The following is a 16,084-nucleotide window of genomic DNA, read 5'->3' as shown; positions in this document are numbered from 1 at the left end:
AAAACAGGCAGGCAGTTTAACACAGCGGAGAAGCGTGGCAGGGGAAAAACCCGCGGCAGGGCACCGCGGGTTAGCAGGATGTTACTCTTCGTCTTCCCACGCTTTAGCGCGAGCGACGGCTTTCTTCCAGCCCGCATAACGGACGTTACGTTCGGTGGTTTCGATGCTTGGGCGGAACTCACGCTCAATCACCGCTTTAGCGCGAACTTCTTCCAGGTCGCCCCAGAAGCCAACGGCCAGGCCAGCCAGATACGCCGCACCCAGCGCCGTGACTTCACGCACTTCCGGACGCTCAACGCGCGTGCCGAGAATGTCAGACTGGAACTGCATCAGGAAGTTGTTGGCGACCGCACCACCATCCACGCGCAGTGACTGCAGGCGGGTGCCAGCATCGTTCTGCATCGCTTCCAGTACATCGCGCGTCTGGTACGCAATCGACTCCAGCGTGGCACGGATGATGTGGTTAGCGTTCGCACCGCGCGTCAGACCGAAAATCGCGCCGCGTGCATACGGGTCCCAATAAGGCGCGCCCAAACCGGTGAAGGCCGGCACCATATATACGCCGTTAGTGTCTTTCACTTTCAACGCGAAGTATTCAGAGTCGGTTGAATCACTGATCAGCTTCATCTCATCGCGCAGCCACTGAATCGACGCACCACCGATAAACACCGCACCTTCCAGCGCATAGTTCACTTCGCCGCGTGGGCCGCAAGCGATGGTGGTCAGCAGGCCGTGCGTAGACGTCACGGCTTCGGTGCCGGTGTTCATCAACATAAAGCAGCCGGTGCCGTAAGTGTTTTTCGCCATACCTGGTTGTACGCACAGCTGGCCATACAGCGCCGCTTGCTGGTCACCGGCGATTCCGGCGATAGGAATACGCGTACCGCCTTTACCACCAATGTTGGTCTGGCCGTACACTTCGGAAGATCCTTTCACTTCTGGCAGCATTTCACGCGGGATATCGAGGATCTCCAGCATGCGCTCATCCCACTCCAGCTTGTGGATGTTGTACATCATGGTACGTGAGGCGTTGGTGTGATCGGTGACGTGCACACGTCCCTGCGTCATTTTCCAAATCAGCCAGGTATCAACGGTACCGAACAGCAGTTCGCCGCGTTTTGCACGCTCACGTGCGCCTTCAACGTGGTCAAGAATCCACTTCACTTTGGTGCCGGAGAAGTACGGGTTAATCACCAAACCGGTGGTGTGCTGGATGTACTCTTCCAGACCCTCTTTCTTCAGTTTGTTACAGTAATCTGCGGTGCGCGGATCCTGCCAGACGATGGCGTTGTAAACCGGTTTGCCGGTCTCTTTATCCCACACGATGGCGGTTTCACGCTGGTTGGTGATACCAATCGCCGCGATTTGATCGGAGTTAATGTCGGCGTGCGCCAGCACTTCCACCAACGTGGAGCTTTGTGACGCCCAGATATCCATTGGGTCATGTTCAACCCAACCCGCTTTCGGGTAGATCTGGGTAAATTCGCGCTGAGAAACCGCAACGATGTTGGCATCATGATCAAGCACCACGGCGCGTGAGCTGGTTGTGCCCTGATCGAGTGCAACGATATATTTTTTATCAGTAGTCATTGTGCTGTCCTGATGTGGTATCTATGAAACTTACGCTTTACGCTGCTGAGCGCGCGCAACCGGTTTTTCTGCTGTGCTGGCTTCCGCAACGTTAACTGGCAGATGGCGGCCAATCAGCGAACGGTAACCAAAGGCTCCGAGGCAAGCACCGACCAGCGGGCCAAAAATCGGAACCAGGAAGTAAGGAATATCTTTGCCACCGGTGAAGGCGACGTTGCCCCAACCAGCGAAGAACGCGAACAGTTTTGGACCAAAGTCACGCGCCGGATTGAGTGCGAAGCCGGTCAGTGGACCCATTGAGCCACCGATGACCGCCACCAGCAGACCAATCAACAGCGGAGCCAGCGGACCACGCGGCACACCGTTGCCGTCATCGGTCAACGCCATAATCACTGCCATCAACACCGCTGTAATCACCATCTCAACCAGGAAAGCCTGAGCTACGCTGATGTGCGGGTTCGGGTAAGTCGAGAAGATACCGGCCAGATCGAGGCTTTCAACACTGCCGCGCACCATTTGATGGCCCGCTTCGTAATCAAAGAACAGATTGTAGTAGAGACCGTAAACCAACGCGGCAGCGCAGAACGCGCCGGCAACCTGCGCCAGAATATAGGGAACAACTTTACGACCTTCAAAATTAGCGAACAGGCACAGCGCGACGGTAACGGCTGGGTTAAGATGCGCGCCGGAAACGCCTGCGCTCAGATAGACTGCCATGGAGACGGCTAAACCCCAGATAATACAAATTTCCCACTGACCGAATGACGCACCGGCCAGTTTCAGTGCAGCAACGCAGCCTGCACCAAAGAAGATAATCAAACCTGTACCGAGAAATTCAGCGATGCACTGACCTTTTAGTGTGTTAGTTGTCTGACTCATAATGGCATTCCTGAAGCGAGGTTAAATTTTATCAGTTTTTGTTCTCATCCATGAGTCACCCAGCTATCAATGTAGGGTTGATGTGAATTTATCGTTAACGAGCATAAACGAGAAATAGCGAAATTGAAAACTGTGTACTGTGTCATAAAAATGCGCGTTTTCGCGTCTTTTGCGTTTCTTTAAGGCCCATTCACCGCGCTTTACTGGTCGATGCTGACGTGATCGCGCACACAGATGCGCGAAGATGCGCATTTTTTTAGGCATAGACTGAAAAGTGTTACAGACTGCCCTCGCAGGCCTTGTGCCGCTGGACTTGCTGGGTTTGGCTACATACAATCGAGTCATCGTGGCTGAGCGCACTGTAATAAGGCATGCACTAGCCCCATCAACGCCTTGCAAGATTTAGGAGAGGTCAGAAAGATGTCATTTGAAGTGTTCGAGAAACTGGAAGCGAAAGTACAGCAGGCGATTGATACCATCACTCTGCTGCAGATGGAAATTGAAGAGCTGAAAGAGCAAAACAACACGCTGAAAAACGAAGTCAGCCAGGCTTCAGGCAACCAGGATGCACTGGTGCGTGAAAATCAGCATCTGAAAGAAGAGCAGCATGTCTGGCAGGATCGTCTGCGGGCACTGCTGGGAAAAATGGAAGAAGTTTAAGCGTCAATGCTTAAACCAACGGGTGCCGCGGCACCCGTTTTTGTTGCGGCTTACTCGATGTCGAGCGCGTCTTCAGACAGGATGATGCCGGTATTGTCGGCATACAGATGGTCGCCAGAGAAGAAAGTCACGCCGCCGAAGTTAACGCGCACGTCACTTTCGCCAATGCCTTCACCCGCTGCACCCACCGGAATCGCCGCAATCGCCTGAATGCCGATTTCCAGCTCTTCGAGATCGTCAACCTGACGCACCGAGCCGTACACCACAATGCCTTCCCACTCATTTTGCGCCGCCAGACTCGCCAGCTGAGCATCGACCAGTGCGCGACGGACCGAACCGCCGCCATCCACCAGCAATACGCGACCCCGACCGTTCTCTTCCAGCAAATCGTAGAGTAAGCCGTTATCTTCGAAACATTTCACTGTGGTGATTTGACCACCGAATGAGCTGCGCCCACCAAAGTTCGAAAAAAGCGGTTCAACAACATTCACAGCTTCGTGGTAGATGTCACAGAGTTCAGATGTATCGTATTTCATGAGGGTTTTCGTCTGTTTGCCACAGGAGCGCTAAGTATATCGCTATCTGGCGATTGTTGGCAAAATCATCAACCGCCAAAAAAAGCGTTGCATCAATATCCTGCGTAAAAAAAGCCCGGCACAGTGGCCGGGCAGAGATTTCGCGGGTGAAGCTTACAGAATGAAGCGGCTGAGATCTTCGTCGGCCACCAGCTCATCCAGATGCTTACCAACGTACTCGGCATCGATAGTGATCGACTCACCGTTACGATCGCTGGCGTCATAGGAGATATCTTCCATCAGACGCTCCAGCACGGTATGCAGACGACGCGCACCGATGTTCTCGGTGGTCTCGTTCACCTGCCATGCGGCTTCGGCGATACGCCGCACTGCGTCATCGGTGAAGTCGATGTTGACCCCTTCGGTGCCCATCAGCGCTTTGTACTGCACGGTAACCGAGGCGTTTGGCTCGGTCAGAATGCGCTCGAAGTCATTGACGGTCAGCGCCTGCAGTTCAACGCGAATCGGCAGACGGCCTTGCAGTTCTGGGATCAGATCTGACGGGCTGGCGACCTGGAACGCGCCGGAAGCGATAAACAGAATGTGGTCGGTTTTCACCATGCCGTGCTTGGTGGAAACGGTGCAACCTTCAACCAGCGGCAGCAGGTCGCGCTGTACGCCTTCGCGTGACACGTCTGGACCGCCCGCATTCTGGCCGCCGCGCTTACAGATTTTGTCGATTTCGTCGATGAACACGATACCGTGCTGCTCAACCGCATCGATGGCATCCTGCTTCAGCTCTTCCGGGTTCACCAGCTTGGCCGCTTCTTCTTCAATCAGCAGCTTCATGGCTTCTTTGATTTTCAGCTTACGCGGTTTCTGCTTCTGCCCACCGAGGTTCTGGAACATCGATTGCAGCTGGCTGGTCATCTCTTCCATGCCCGGAGGCGCCATGATCTCAACGCCAGCCGATGAAGCGGCCAGATCGATCTCAATCTCTTTGTCATCCAGCTGGCCTTCGCGCAGTTTCTTGCGGAAGGATTGACGCGCTGCCGATGGCTCAGCCGCTTGTTCAGCCTGGCCCCAGTTATTTTTCGCGGGTGGGATCAGCACATCCAGGATGCGCTCTTCCGCCATCTCTTCCGCGCGGTACTTGTTCTTCTCGATTGCCTGGCTGCGCACCATCTTGATGGCAGAATCGGTCAGATCGCGAATGATGGAATCAACCTCTTTACCGACGTAACCGACTTCGGTGAATTTGGTGGCTTCCACTTTGATGAACGGTGCGTTCGCCAGTTTGGCTAAGCGACGGGCGATTTCGGTTTTACCGACACCGGTTGGACCAATCATCAGAATGTTTTTTGGCGTCACTTCATGGCGCAGCTCTTCGTCGAGCTGCATGCGGCGCCAGCGATTACGCAGGGCGATCGCGACCGCCTTCTTTGCGCCGTCCTGGCCGATGATAAAGCGATTAAGCTCGCTGACAATCTCGCGTGGAGTCATCTCAGACATGATGTTTAGTCCTTAGCCTTAGACGGTAATGCTTCGAAGTTAATATTGTGGTTGGTGTAGATACAGATATCGCCAGCGATGTTCAGCGCTTTCTCCACGATATCGTGTGCACCAATGTCGGTGTTTTCCAGCAGCGCGCGTGCCGCTGCCTGGGCGTAAGGCCCACCAGAACCAATTGCGATCAGGTCATTTTCCGGCTGGATAACGTCGCCGTTGCCGCTGATGATTAATGAAGCGTTTTCGTCGGCCACCGCCAGCAGCGCTTCAAGGCGGCGCAGCATGCGATCGGTACGCCAATCTTTAGCCAGTTCGACCGCCGCTTTCACCAGATGGCCCTGGTGCATTTCCAGCTTGCGCTCAAACAGTTCAAACAGGGTGAAGGCATCTGCGGTACCGCCAGCAAAGCCGGCGATCACTTTATCGTTGTAAAGACGACGGACTTTTTTAACGTTGCCTTTCATTACGGTATTGCCGAGCGTAGCCTGGCCATCACCGCCAATCACTACCTGGCCGTTGCGTCGTACACTTACTATTGTTGTCACGGGCAGACCCCTTGTTGCAGTAGAAAAGGAACTCCGCGCACTCGGCGCGGAGTATCATGCAACCAGATATGGGGTAGGAAAAAGGGGTTTCAACCCCCGAGAGCGAGGGGAATACAACTTCCGTGGCCGGAACTGTGTAAGCGTTTGACTGTGCTGTCGGCGCTGCTGCGATCTTTGAACGGCCCGATCACCACGCGATTCCAGCCACCGCCGGTGGTAATGCGGCTCTCAAATCCTTCAAATGCCAGACCGGCGCGCACGGATTCCGCCTGATCGGTACCTTTGAATGAACCACACTGCACCATCCAGCGTTGTGAAGCGGCTTTCTCTTCCGCTTTCGCCTTGGCCGTTTCCTGCGGCTTGGTTTGCTGCGTTGGCTCACGCGTGATCGGCGCAGCTTGCTGTTGCTGTTGCTGACGCGCGGCCTGTTGTTGCTGCAACTGTTGCTGGCGCTGCTGCTGCTGTAACTGTTGCTGCTGACGTTGCAACTGCTGCTGTTGTTGCTGAACCTGCTGTTGCTGTTGCTGCACCTGCTGACGCTGCAGCGTTTGCTGGCGCTGCGCCGGGGTTTGTTCGTTCCACGGCACTTCGTTCAGCTGCGTCGGCTGCTGGCGCATATCGGCCTGCATCTGATCCAGCAGCTGGCGCTGTTCATCGGTCAGCTGAGTTTGTGATTGCACGCCACCAGCCGAAGGCTCAGTCGGCGACGGAACGGTAATTTGGCGATTTTCCAGCTCTTTGATGTACTTCCAGCGCTCTTCCGGCTTCGGCGGCAGGCCGTTACCGTTGGCTTTGTGGTTTGGAATGACCTCAATCTCTTCTTTCTTATGATGCGAGATAAACCATAAACCACCGGCAAAGGTGACCAGCACGGCCGCGGCCAGTACCATCATGAGCTTTGAAGTGCCTGATCCGCCTTTGCTTTTCTTGCTGCGGCTGGCGGGTTTTTTGCGACGCGTCCCTGTTGAACGCCCGCGGCCTACATAATCTTTCTGTGCCACTTTCGTTCTGCTACCCTTCAAAAAAATGCCAATGGGCATGTAAATGTGCTGTTAATTGCCCGGCAATGAATGCGCCATGTTACGCAAGGGCTGGAACTTTGACCAGCACAGTCTGCCTTCAGAATCCGCTGAAAATGCAGGCGTCTACGCACTATTTTTCCCGTTTTGCCGCCGGTGCCGTACTGCCGCGCACGCGCAGCTCCGCATCCAGCAGGCGCGAACCGTTATTCACGCGTTTACCCTGAAGCTCATCAAGTAACAGCAGCATCGCTTCTCGGCCGATGGCAAAACGCGGCTGGGCCACGGTGGTCAGCGGCGGATCGTAGTATTGCGCCAGTTCGATATCATCAAAGCCCACCACCGACAGATCCTGCGGAATGCGCATGCCAAGTTTACGCGCCTGGTTCATCGCGCCCAGCGCCATCAAATCGCTATGGCAGAAAATCGCTTTCGGCGGCTGCGGCAAACTCATCAACTGCTTAAGCGCATTCGCGCCGGCTTCAAAGGTGAAATCGCCATGCACAATCATCGTTGGGTCGATGGCGATGCTGCTGCGACGCAGCGCCTGTATGTAGCCCTGCAAACGATACTGGCTCAGCGGAATGTGTTCTGGCCCGGTGATGCAGGCAATTTGGCGATGACCAAGCTGCAGCAGGTGATTCACCGCTTCAAAAGCGGCGGTGAGGTTATCGATATGGACCGTGGGTAATGCCATCTCCGGCGCAAATTCGTTGCCCATCACCATCGGCGGCAGGTTGCGCTGATCTTCAATGCCCGCCTCAAACGGCAGCTGTGAACCCAACAGCACCATGCCGTCGATCTGTCGCGTCAGCATTAAATTCAGAAAGGTTTTTTCCTGTTTATTCTGATGCGCGCAATCGCCAATCAGTACCAGATAACCTTCATGCGCAGCGGTGACTTCCACGCCGCGAATGATCTCACTGAAGAAGGGATCGCAGATGTCCGGCACAATCACCAGAATGGTTTGTGTTTCACCGCGTTTGGCATTGCGCGCCAAACCGTGCGGCGCATAACCCACGGCAATCACGGCTTTTTCGACCTTGAGCCGGGTAGCAGCAGAGACTTTTTCTGGATTCATCAACGCACGTGAAACCGTAGCGGTTGAAACGCCTGCTTTCTCGGCCACATCTTTCATGGTGGCGGCGGTGGAGGGTTGCTTCTGGTCCAACGTATAACTCCTGACGCGGTACAGCGCATTGATTTTCAGACATTACCGGGCTTCAACCGGGTCGGCACTATTGTTAACCCAAGGTCGCGTCGGGTTGTTACTTAATTTGCATAAAAATTGTGACTTGTGCGACTTTTTTCGATCTGGCTCGCAGTTGTGGCATGGCTTAGCTCTCGGTGGGATCGATATCCAGCGTCCATTTCACTTTACGCGATGCCGGCAAGGTGGCGATCAGCGGCAGCGATCCGCTCAACAGCTGTTGCAGACGTTTGCGCGACGGATGCTGCAACAGCAGCTGCCAGCGCCAGCGTCCACTGCGCTTCGGTGCCAACGCCGGAACCGGCCCCATCAGCCACATCGCCTCATCTTTAAGCGGGCTGGCTTCCAGCAAATTGCGCAGCTGTGTGAGGAATTCCGCCGCCTGTTGGTTATCCATATCCTCAGCGCGGAACAGCGCATGGCTGGTCCACGGCGGCAGCTGAACGGACTGACGCTCCAGCAGCGTTTGATCGGCAAAGGCGAAATAGCCGCGATGCAGCAATGTTTGCAGCAATGGATGTTCCGGATGATGGGTCTGCAGCAACACTTCGCCCTGTTTACCCGCACGACCGGCGCGACCCGCGACCTGCGTATAGAGCTGAGCGAAACGCTCGGCGGCGCGGAAATCGGCCGAGAACAGCGCGCCATCAACATCCAGTAGCGACACCAACGTGACATCCGGGAAATGATGGCCTTTCGCCAGCATCTGCGTGCCCACCAGAATGCGCGCGCCGCCGCGATGCACATCGGCCAGATGCTGCTCCAGCGCGCCTTTACGGCTGGTGGTGTCGCGATCGATGCGCGATACCGGCACGTCGGGGAACAGCGTGCCCAGCTGCTGTTCCAGCTGTTCGGTGCCGACGCCGACCGGCATCAAATGCGTTGAACCACAGCTTGGGCACTGATTCGGCAGCGGACGCTGGCTGTCACAATGGTGGCAGCGCAGCTGGCGATGGTTCTGGTGCAGCGTGTAGTAGCTATCGCAGCGCTGGCACTCGGCCAGCCAGCCACAATCGTGGCACATCAGCGCCGGAGAGAAGCCACGGCGGTTGAGGAACAGCAGAACCTGATTGTCGGCCTGCAGGTGCTGACGCATTTTGCCGAGCAGTGCGGGTGCCAATCCGCCTTTCAGCTGCTGACCTTTAAGATCGATCAGCTGCTGTAACGCCGGTTTAGCATTGCCCGCGCGTTTGGTGAGATTGAGCTGGCGATATTTGCCGACGCGCACGTTGTGCAAGGTTTCCAGCGCGGGCGTGGCGGAACCCATCACAATAGGAATATCTTCCTCATGCGCACGGAACACCGCCAGATCGCGCGCCTGATAGCGCCAGCCTTCCTGTTGTTTGTACGAGCTGTCGTGCTCTTCATCAATGATGATGACGCCGGGGCGCGCCAGCGGCGTGAACAGCGCCGAGCGTGTACCGATAACAATCGCCGTTTCGCCGCTGCGCGCACGCAGCCAGACGGCGAGGCGTTCGCTGTCATTCAGTGCCGAGTGCAGCACATCAATCGGCGCATCAAAGCGCTCACGGAAGCGGGCGATGGTTTGCGGCGTCAGGCCGATTTCCGGCACCAGCACCAAAGCCTGTTTGCCGCGTGCCAGCACGTTCTCCAGCACGCTGAGATACACCTCGGTTTTACCCGAGCCGGTAATGCCGGCCAGCAGCCACGGCGCATAGTGATCGTCTTCACTGCGCATCGCGCCCACCGCCATCGCCTGATCGGTGTTCAGGCGCAGGCGATCCCCTTTGACGGCAAAGCTGGTACGCCAGTCGTGCATCTGCGGCGTGTGTTCACGCAGTTCGCACAAGCCTTTTGCGCGCAACGCTTGCAGCGCGGCATCGGTAAAATCGTGTTCGCTGACCTGATGACGATAGAGCGGTCGCTGACGCAGCATCGCCAGCGCTTGCTGCTGTTTCGGCGCGCGCTTCAGGCTCTCCATCGCCACTTCACGGCCAGCATCATTGATCACCCATTGCCACAGCGGCGCTTCCTGCGCGGGTTTGCCCTGACGCAGCAGCACCGGCAGCGCATGGCTCAGCACTTCGCCGAGCGGCGAATGATAATAGTTGGCGGCCCAATGCAAAATGCGCCACAGCGCGGGCGAGAACAGACTTTGATCGTCGAGCACGCTCTCTATCTGCTTGAGCTGCGTCAGCGGCAGATCGCTGGTCTCACGCGTGCCGATCACAATGCCGATCATTTTGCGATTGCCGAACGGCACATTCACGCGTGCGCCCGCCACCGGCTGCGGCGCATCGGCAGGCAGCAAGTAATCAAACAGGCGAGGTAGCGGAACGGGCAGGGCAACCTGAACAACGGGCATCTGAATCTCTATCCGGTTCTGAATTAAGGAGAAGTAGTGTACACGGCTAATTAGGAAGCGGCTATTTGCTAAAACCGGTTAATTTCTGTATACTATGCCGCCTTCGATGAGAACACTTGTCGGAGCATACACTTAATGTTCAACCGCGTGTGGTGCTGTGCAGGCTGAGCCTGGCACGGAGAGCGACACGGCCTTTTATGAGGTTCTCCCATGAAACAAGGTATTCACCCTAAGTACGAAGCAGTAACCATGACTTGCTCTTGCGGTAACGTGATCAACACCCGTTCAACCATGGCTTCTGGTCTGAACCTGGACGTGTGCGGCAAATGCCACCCGTTCTACACTGGTAAGCAGCGTATTGCTGACACCGGTGGCCGTGTAGATCGCTTCAACAAGCGTTTCAGCGTGCCAGCAAGCAAGAAATAAGATTTTTGGCCGTCGAATCTTCGCGATTCGGCAGCAAGAAAAAACCCAGCCTCGGCTGGGTTTTTTTATTTCTGGCTTCAGTATTCCCAGCTATCGGGATCGATGCCCATTTCACGCATAATCTGTTTCGCTTCTTCCGGAATCTCATCGCTGCGTTCTTTACGCAAATCGACATCGTTCGGCAGAGGCTGCCCGGTGAAAGCATGCAAAAAGGCTTCACACAGCAGTTCGCTGTTGGTGGCGTGACGCAGATTGTTCACCTGACGGCGGGTACGCTCATCCGTTAAAATCTTCAGCACTTTCAGCGGGATAGAAACTGTGATTTTCTTAACCTGCTCGCTCTTCTTGCCATGTTCAGCGTAAGGGCTGATATATTCGCCGTTCCATTCAGCCATGGGTTACCTTAATCAATAAAAGTTGAATATGGGGAAATCCGTTGATTATGCCCGATTTTTCGATGCCTGACCCCTTAAACCGCAGGTTTTATGCTTGAGCACCGCTTCTGCAAAGGAAAGCGCGCTGAACACCAGGCGATGACGGACAATTTTAGCGGTTATTGATGATTTGCTCAATCTATACGCAAAGACATTTAGATGTCCAGATGTATTGACGTCTATGTGCGGAATGTTATCCTGTTGCTCTTCTTTTTCTTCAGGAACAGTAAGCACCATGACGCGTAAACAGGCAACCATCGCAGTACGTAGCGGTTTGAATGATGACGAGCAATATGGCTGCGTTGTCCCACCGATTCATCTCTCCAGCACCTATAACTTCCTCGACTTCAATGAGCCGCGTGCGCATGACTATTCACGTCGTGGTAATCCAACGCGCGATGTGGTTCAGCGCGCGCTGGCTGAGTTGGAAGGTGGCGCAGGCGCGGTATTGACCAATACCGGCATGTCAGCGATTCATCTGGTGACAACCGTGTTCCTGAAGCCGGGCGATCTGCTGGTGGCGCCACATGACTGTTACGGCGGCAGCTATCGCCTGTTCGATAGCCTGAGCAAGCGCGGCGCGTATCGCGTGAAGTTTGTTGATCAGGGCGATAAAGCGGCGCTGGCCGCTGCTCTGGCCGAGAAGCCAAAACTGGTGCTGGTTGAAAGCCCAAGTAATCCACTGCTGCGTGTGGTCGATATCGCCAGCATCTGCGCCGCCGCGCGTGAAGCTGGCGCCATTAGCGTGGTAGACAACACCTTCCTCAGCCCGGCGCTGCAAAACCCGCTGGCGCTGGGTGCCGACTTGGTTGTTCACTCCTGCACCAAATACCTGAATGGTCACTCTGATGTGGTGGCGGGCGCGGTGATTTCTAAAGATCAAGCGATGGCCACCGATCTGGCGTGGTGGGCGAATAATATTGGTGTAACCGGCGCGGCGTTTGATAGCTACCTGCTGCTGCGCGGTTTGCGCACGCTGTCACCGCGTATCGCCGCCGCACAACGCAATGCATTGGCGATAGTTGATTACCTGAAGCAACAACCGCTGGTGAAAAAACTGTATCATCCGTCCCTGCCGGAAAATGCCGGTCATGAGTTTGCGGTACGTCAGCAGCGTGGTTTTGGTGCCATGCTGAGTTTCGAAATCGATGCCGATGAGGCTCGCCTGCGCCGCTTCCTGAAAGCGCTGCAGCTGTTCACGCTGGCCGAATCGCTGGGCGGCGTAGAGAGTTTGATTTCGCATACCGCGACCATGACGCATGCCGGCATGTCTGCAGAAGCGCGCGCGGCAGCGGGAATTTCGGAAACACTGCTGCGTATTTCTGTTGGGATTGAAGATCACGAAGATTTAATCGCCGATCTGGATAATGCATTCCGGATCGCAGCCGAGGAGTAATCATGACGAGTTCAGTGGGCGCGGGAACGCCGATCAAGCAGTTGCATAAATTTGGTGGCAGTAGCCTGGCCGACGCACGTTGCTATCAGCGCGTGGCCAGCATCATGGCGGATTACAGCCAGCCAGGCGACTTAATGGTGGTCTCTGCCGCAGGCAGCACCACTAACCAGTTGATCAGCTGGCTGAAATTGAGCCAGAGCGATCGCTTATCTGCCCATCAGGTGCAACAGGCTTTACGGCGTTTTCACAGCGAATTAATTGCTGCGCTGCTGCCTGCTGAATATGCCGAAACCCTGACGTCTTCCTTTATACGCGATCTGGAAAGACTGGCGGCGCTGCTCGATGGCACCATCACCGACGCGGTGTATGCCGAAGTGGTGGGGCATGGCGAAATCTGGTCAGCGCGCTTGATGGCTGCGGTTTTGAGCCAGCGCGAGATCGAAGCCGCCTGGCTGGATGCGCGTGACTTCTTGCGTGCTGAACGTGCCGCGCAGCCGCAGGTTGATGAAGGCAAATCCTGGCCGCTGCTGCAGGAGCTGTTAACACAGCATCCGCATAAGCGTTTGGTGGTGACCGGCTTTATCAGCCGCAGCGAAGCGGGTGAAACCGTGCTGCTCGGCCGTAACGGCTCGGACTACTCGGCAACGCAGATTGGTGCGCTGGCGGGCGTGGGGCGCGTGACCATCTGGAGCGATGTGGCGGGCGTTTACAGCGCCGATCCGCGTAAAGTCTCTGATGCGTGCCTGCTGCCGCTGCTGCGTCTTGATGAAGCCAGCGAGCTGGCGCGTCTGGCTGCGCCGGTGCTGCACACCCGCACCTTGCAGCCGGTTTCCAACAGCGACATCGATTTGCAGCTGCGTTGCAGCTATCAACCTGAGCAAGGCTCGACGCGTATTGAACGCGTGCTAGCCTCCGGCACCGGCGCGCGTATCGTCACCAGCCACGATGATGTGTGTCTGGTGGAGATTCAAATTCCCGACAATCACGATTTCAAAACCCAGCAGAAAGAGATCGATCTGCTGCTGAAGCGCGCGCAGCTGCGTCCGCTGGCGATCGGCGTGCATCCCGATCGCCGCCTGCTGCAGCTGTGTTACACCTCGGAAGTGGTGAATAGCGCCTTCAACCTGTTGCAGGATGCCGCACTGCCGGGCCATCTGCAGCTGCGCGACGGCTTAGCGCTGGTGGCGCTGGTGGGCGCGGGCGTGACGCGTAATCCGCTGCACAGCCACCGCTTCTGGCAGCAAATCAAAGATCAGCCGGTGGAGTTTGTCTGGCAATCGGAAGATCACATCAGCATCGTGGCGGTACTGCGCGTCGGCCCGACGCAGCACCTGATTCAGGGACTGCATCAGTCGCTGTTCCGCGCAGAAAAACGCATCGGTTTGATGTTGTTCGGCAAAGGCAACATCGGTTCACGCTGGCTGGAGCTGTTTGCCCGCGAGCAGGAAACGCTGTCGGCGCGTACGGGATTTGAGTATGTGCTGGCGGGCGTGGCAGACAGCAGCCGCAGTTTGCTGAGCTACGACGGTCTGGAAGCCAGCCGCGCATTGGCGTTCTTTGATGATGAAGCGGTCGAGCGCGATGAAGAGTCGCTGTTCCTGTGGATGCGTGCGCACCCGTTCGATGATTTAGTGGTGCTGGACGTCACCGCCAGCGAGCAGCTGGCGCAGCAGTATCATGATTTCGCCAGTCACGGCTTCCACGTTATCAGCGCCAACAAAGTTGCCGGTGCGTCGAGCGGTCAGAGCTGGCGTCAGGTGCGCGATGCTTTCGCCAAAACCGGTCGTCACTGGCTGTATAACGCCACCGTCGGTGCCGGTTTGCCGGTCAATCACACGGTGCGCGATTTACGCGAAAGCGGCGATAGCATTCTGGCGATCAGCGGCATCTTCTCCGGCACGCTGTCGTGGCTGTTCCTGCAATTTGATGGCACGGTGCCGTTTAGCGAGCTGGTTGATCAGGCGTGGCAGCAAGGCCTGACCGAACCAGACCCGCGCGTGGATTTGTCTGGGCAGGACGTAATGCGCAAGCTGGTGATTCTGGCGCGTGAAGCGGGCTACGACATCGAGCCGGATCAAGTGCGTGTCGAGTCGTTGGTGCCGGCAATTTGCGACGGTGAGTCGATTGATCACTTCTTCGAAAACGCCGACGAGCTGAATGATCAGATGCTGCAGCGTCTGGAAGCGGCGCAAGAGATGGGCTTAGTGCTGCGTTACGTGGCGCGTTTCGATGCCAATGGCAAAGCGCGCGTCGGCGTGGAAGCGGTGCGCCCAGAGCATCCGCTGGCTGCGTTACTGCCGTGCGATAACGTGTTTGCCATCGAAAGCCGCTGGTATCGCGATAATCCGCTGGTGATTCGCGGACCGGGCGCAGGCCGTGACGTTACGGCCGGCGCGTTGCAATCGGATATCAACCGCCTCGCACAGCTGCTGTAATCTGCCTCACTTTGCAGACGGCATCGTCCGTCTGCATTCTTCACCTTCCCACCGCGCATCATGAAACGCTTTCACCTTGAGTGAAAATTTGTCACGCCTGTTCATTAATTTTCAGTTGACGCTAGCGTGCGAATCGTTCATTTTGTGCATCTGGACGTCTAAACGTATGGATGTTCGAAGGCCGCAAAACAATCGATATGTGATGACGAGGTATTAGGATGAGTTTCTTTCACGCCAATCAACGCGAAGCGTTGAACCAGAGCCTGGCTGAGCTGAACGGGCAAATTAATGTCTCTTTCGAATTTTTCCCGCCACGTACCAGCGAAATGGAAGAAACCCTGTGGAGCTCAATCGATCGACTGAGCAGCCTGAAGCCAAAATTCGTCTCCGTCACCTACGGTGCCAACTCGGGCGAGCGCGATCGTACACATAGCATCATCAAAGGCATCAAAGATCGTACCGGTCTGGAAGCCGCACCGCATCTAACCTGTATCGATGCCACGCGTGATGAGCTACGCAGCATCGCGCGTGATTACTGGGATAGCGGCATTCGTCATATCGTGGCACTGCGCGGTGATTTACCGCCAGGCAGCGGCAAGCCGGAGATGTACGGTTCGGATTTGGTGGCGCTGCTGAAAGACGTTGGCGATTTTGACATCTCGGTGGCGGCCTATCCGGAAGTGCATCCCGAAGCGAAAAGCGCGCAGGCCGATTTGATTAACCTGAAACGCAAAATTGATGCCGGTGCTAACCGCGCCATCACGCAGTTCTTCTTCGATGTGGAAAGCTACCTGCGCTTCCGCGATCGCTGTGTCGCAACCGGTATCGACGTGGAGATCGTGCCGGGTATTTTGCCGGTCTCTAACTTTAAACAGCTACAACGCTTCGCCACCATGACCAATGTGCGGGTGCCGGGCTGGATGAGTGCAATGTTTGAAGGTCTGGATAACGATCCGGAGACGCGCAAAATGGTCGGTGCCAGCGTCGCCATGGACATGGTGAAAATCCTGTCGCGGGAAGGGGTGAAGGATTTTCATTTCTATACGCTGAACCGCGCCGAGTTGAGTTACGCCATTTGCCACACGCTGGGTGTGCGTCCGGCGATGGGAGGTTAATGCCCTCACCCTGTCCCTCTCCCGC

Annotated in this window: 15 protein-coding genes; 5 read left to right on the top strand and 10 right to left on the bottom strand. The window is 56.1% G+C overall.

Annotated features, from left to right (window positions below; all coding sequences use genetic code 11):
* Positions 1 to 81: 81 nt before the first annotated feature.
* Together glpK and AAF463_RS18870 are read right to left on the bottom strand one after the other, a co-directional pair.
* A complete protein-coding gene (gene glpK / locus AAF463_RS18875; RefSeq protein WP_110868179.1) occupies positions 82 to 1,590 on the bottom strand; it encodes a glycerol kinase GlpK in 1,509 nt (502 codons plus the stop codon).
* Positions 1,591 to 1,620: 30 nt separating this feature from the next.
* Positions 1,621 to 2,469: an MIP/aquaporin family protein gene (locus AAF463_RS18870; protein WP_061720295.1), complete on the bottom strand. Its 849-nt coding sequence runs from the start codon at positions 2,467 to 2,469 to the stop codon at positions 1,621 to 1,623.
* A 420-nt stretch (positions 2,470 to 2,889) separates the two neighbouring features.
* Here AAF463_RS18870 and zapB point away from each other — a divergent pair, with 420 nt between their 5' ends.
* Positions 2,890 to 3,129 carry a cell division protein ZapB gene (zapB, locus tag AAF463_RS18865; RefSeq protein WP_007885384.1) on the top strand — a complete coding sequence of 80 codons (240 nt, stop codon included), beginning with the start codon at positions 2,890 to 2,892 and terminating at the stop codon, positions 3,127 to 3,129.
* A gap of 50 nt (positions 3,130 to 3,179) precedes the next feature.
* Here the strand turns inward: zapB and rraA are convergent, their stop codons facing one another.
* From rraA to priA, 6 genes are all read right to left on the bottom strand, one after another.
* The gene (gene rraA / locus AAF463_RS18860) at positions 3,180 to 3,665 is read right to left on the bottom strand and encodes a ribonuclease E activity regulator RraA (RefSeq protein WP_061720294.1); all 486 of its coding nucleotides are present in this window, start codon (positions 3,663 to 3,665) and stop codon (positions 3,180 to 3,182) included.
* Positions 3,666 to 3,818: 153 nt separating this feature from the next.
* Positions 3,819 to 5,156, bottom strand: coding sequence for an HslU--HslV peptidase ATPase subunit (gene hslU / locus AAF463_RS18855; protein ID WP_007885388.1), 1,338 nt, complete (start codon positions 5,154 to 5,156; stop codon positions 3,819 to 3,821).
* Between the two features lie 5 nt (positions 5,157 to 5,161).
* The gene (gene hslV, locus AAF463_RS18850) at positions 5,162 to 5,698 is read right to left on the bottom strand and encodes an ATP-dependent protease subunit HslV (RefSeq protein ID WP_101760642.1); all 537 of its coding nucleotides are present in this window, start codon (positions 5,696 to 5,698) and stop codon (positions 5,162 to 5,164) included.
* A gap of 89 nt (positions 5,699 to 5,787) precedes the next feature.
* Positions 5,788 to 6,699: a cell division protein FtsN gene (gene ftsN / locus AAF463_RS18845; protein ID WP_350261277.1), complete on the bottom strand. Its 912-nt coding sequence runs from the start codon at positions 6,697 to 6,699 to the stop codon at positions 5,788 to 5,790.
* Positions 6,700 to 6,850: 151 nt separating this feature from the next.
* Positions 6,851 to 7,888, bottom strand: coding sequence for a DNA-binding transcriptional regulator CytR (cytR, locus tag AAF463_RS18840; protein ID WP_061720292.1), 1,038 nt, complete (start codon positions 7,886 to 7,888; stop codon positions 6,851 to 6,853).
* 166 nt (positions 7,889 to 8,054) lie between these two features.
* Positions 8,055 to 10,253 (bottom strand): primosomal protein N', encoded by a 2,199-nt coding sequence (priA, locus tag AAF463_RS18835; RefSeq protein ID WP_101760641.1) that lies wholly within the window; start codon positions 10,251 to 10,253, stop codon positions 8,055 to 8,057.
* A 210-nt stretch (positions 10,254 to 10,463) separates the two neighbouring features.
* Between priA and rpmE the strand changes: the two genes are divergently transcribed.
* Complete coding sequence (gene rpmE, locus AAF463_RS18830; protein ID WP_007885402.1) at positions 10,464 to 10,679, top strand: 50S ribosomal protein L31; 216 nt, start codon at positions 10,464 to 10,466, stop codon at positions 10,677 to 10,679.
* Positions 10,680 to 10,756: 77 nt separating this feature from the next.
* Here rpmE and metJ read toward each other — a convergent pair whose 3' ends face one another.
* Both metJ and AAF463_RS18820 read right to left on the bottom strand, forming a co-directional pair.
* Positions 10,757 to 11,074, bottom strand: a complete 318-nt coding sequence (gene metJ, locus AAF463_RS18825) for a met regulon transcriptional regulator MetJ (RefSeq protein ID WP_007885403.1) — start codon at positions 11,072 to 11,074, stop codon at positions 10,757 to 10,759.
* Between the two features lie 45 nt (positions 11,075 to 11,119).
* Positions 11,120 to 11,350 (bottom strand): hypothetical protein, encoded by a 231-nt coding sequence (locus tag AAF463_RS18820; RefSeq protein ID WP_217550441.1) that lies wholly within the window; start codon positions 11,348 to 11,350, stop codon positions 11,120 to 11,122.
* Here AAF463_RS18820 and metB point away from each other — a divergent pair.
* The 3 genes from metB (at position 11,349) to metF (ending at position 16,059) form a co-directional block, all read left to right on the top strand.
* Positions 11,349 to 12,509 (top strand): cystathionine gamma-synthase, encoded by a 1,161-nt coding sequence (gene metB / locus AAF463_RS18815; RefSeq protein WP_350261276.1) that lies wholly within the window; start codon positions 11,349 to 11,351, stop codon positions 12,507 to 12,509. The genes AAF463_RS18820 and metB overlap by 2 nt on opposite strands.
* 2 nt (positions 12,510 to 12,511) lie before the next feature.
* Complete coding sequence (locus AAF463_RS18810) at positions 12,512 to 14,944, top strand: bifunctional aspartate kinase/homoserine dehydrogenase II (protein ID WP_008109663.1); 2,433 nt, start codon at positions 12,512 to 12,514, stop codon at positions 14,942 to 14,944.
* Between the two features lie 218 nt (positions 14,945 to 15,162).
* Positions 15,163 to 16,059 (top strand): methylenetetrahydrofolate reductase, encoded by an 897-nt coding sequence (gene metF, locus AAF463_RS18805; protein WP_101760639.1) that lies wholly within the window; start codon positions 15,163 to 15,165, stop codon positions 16,057 to 16,059.
* The last annotated feature ends 25 nt before the right edge of the window (positions 16,060 to 16,084 follow it).

Origin of the sequence: Pantoea sp. BJ2, from assembly GCF_040255075.1 — a bacterium.
Taxonomy (GTDB): domain Bacteria; phylum Pseudomonadota; class Gammaproteobacteria; order Enterobacterales; family Enterobacteriaceae; genus Pantoea; species Pantoea leporis.
Note: the sequence above shows the minus strand (reverse complement) of the source record. Positions and strands in the feature narration are given on the sequence as shown.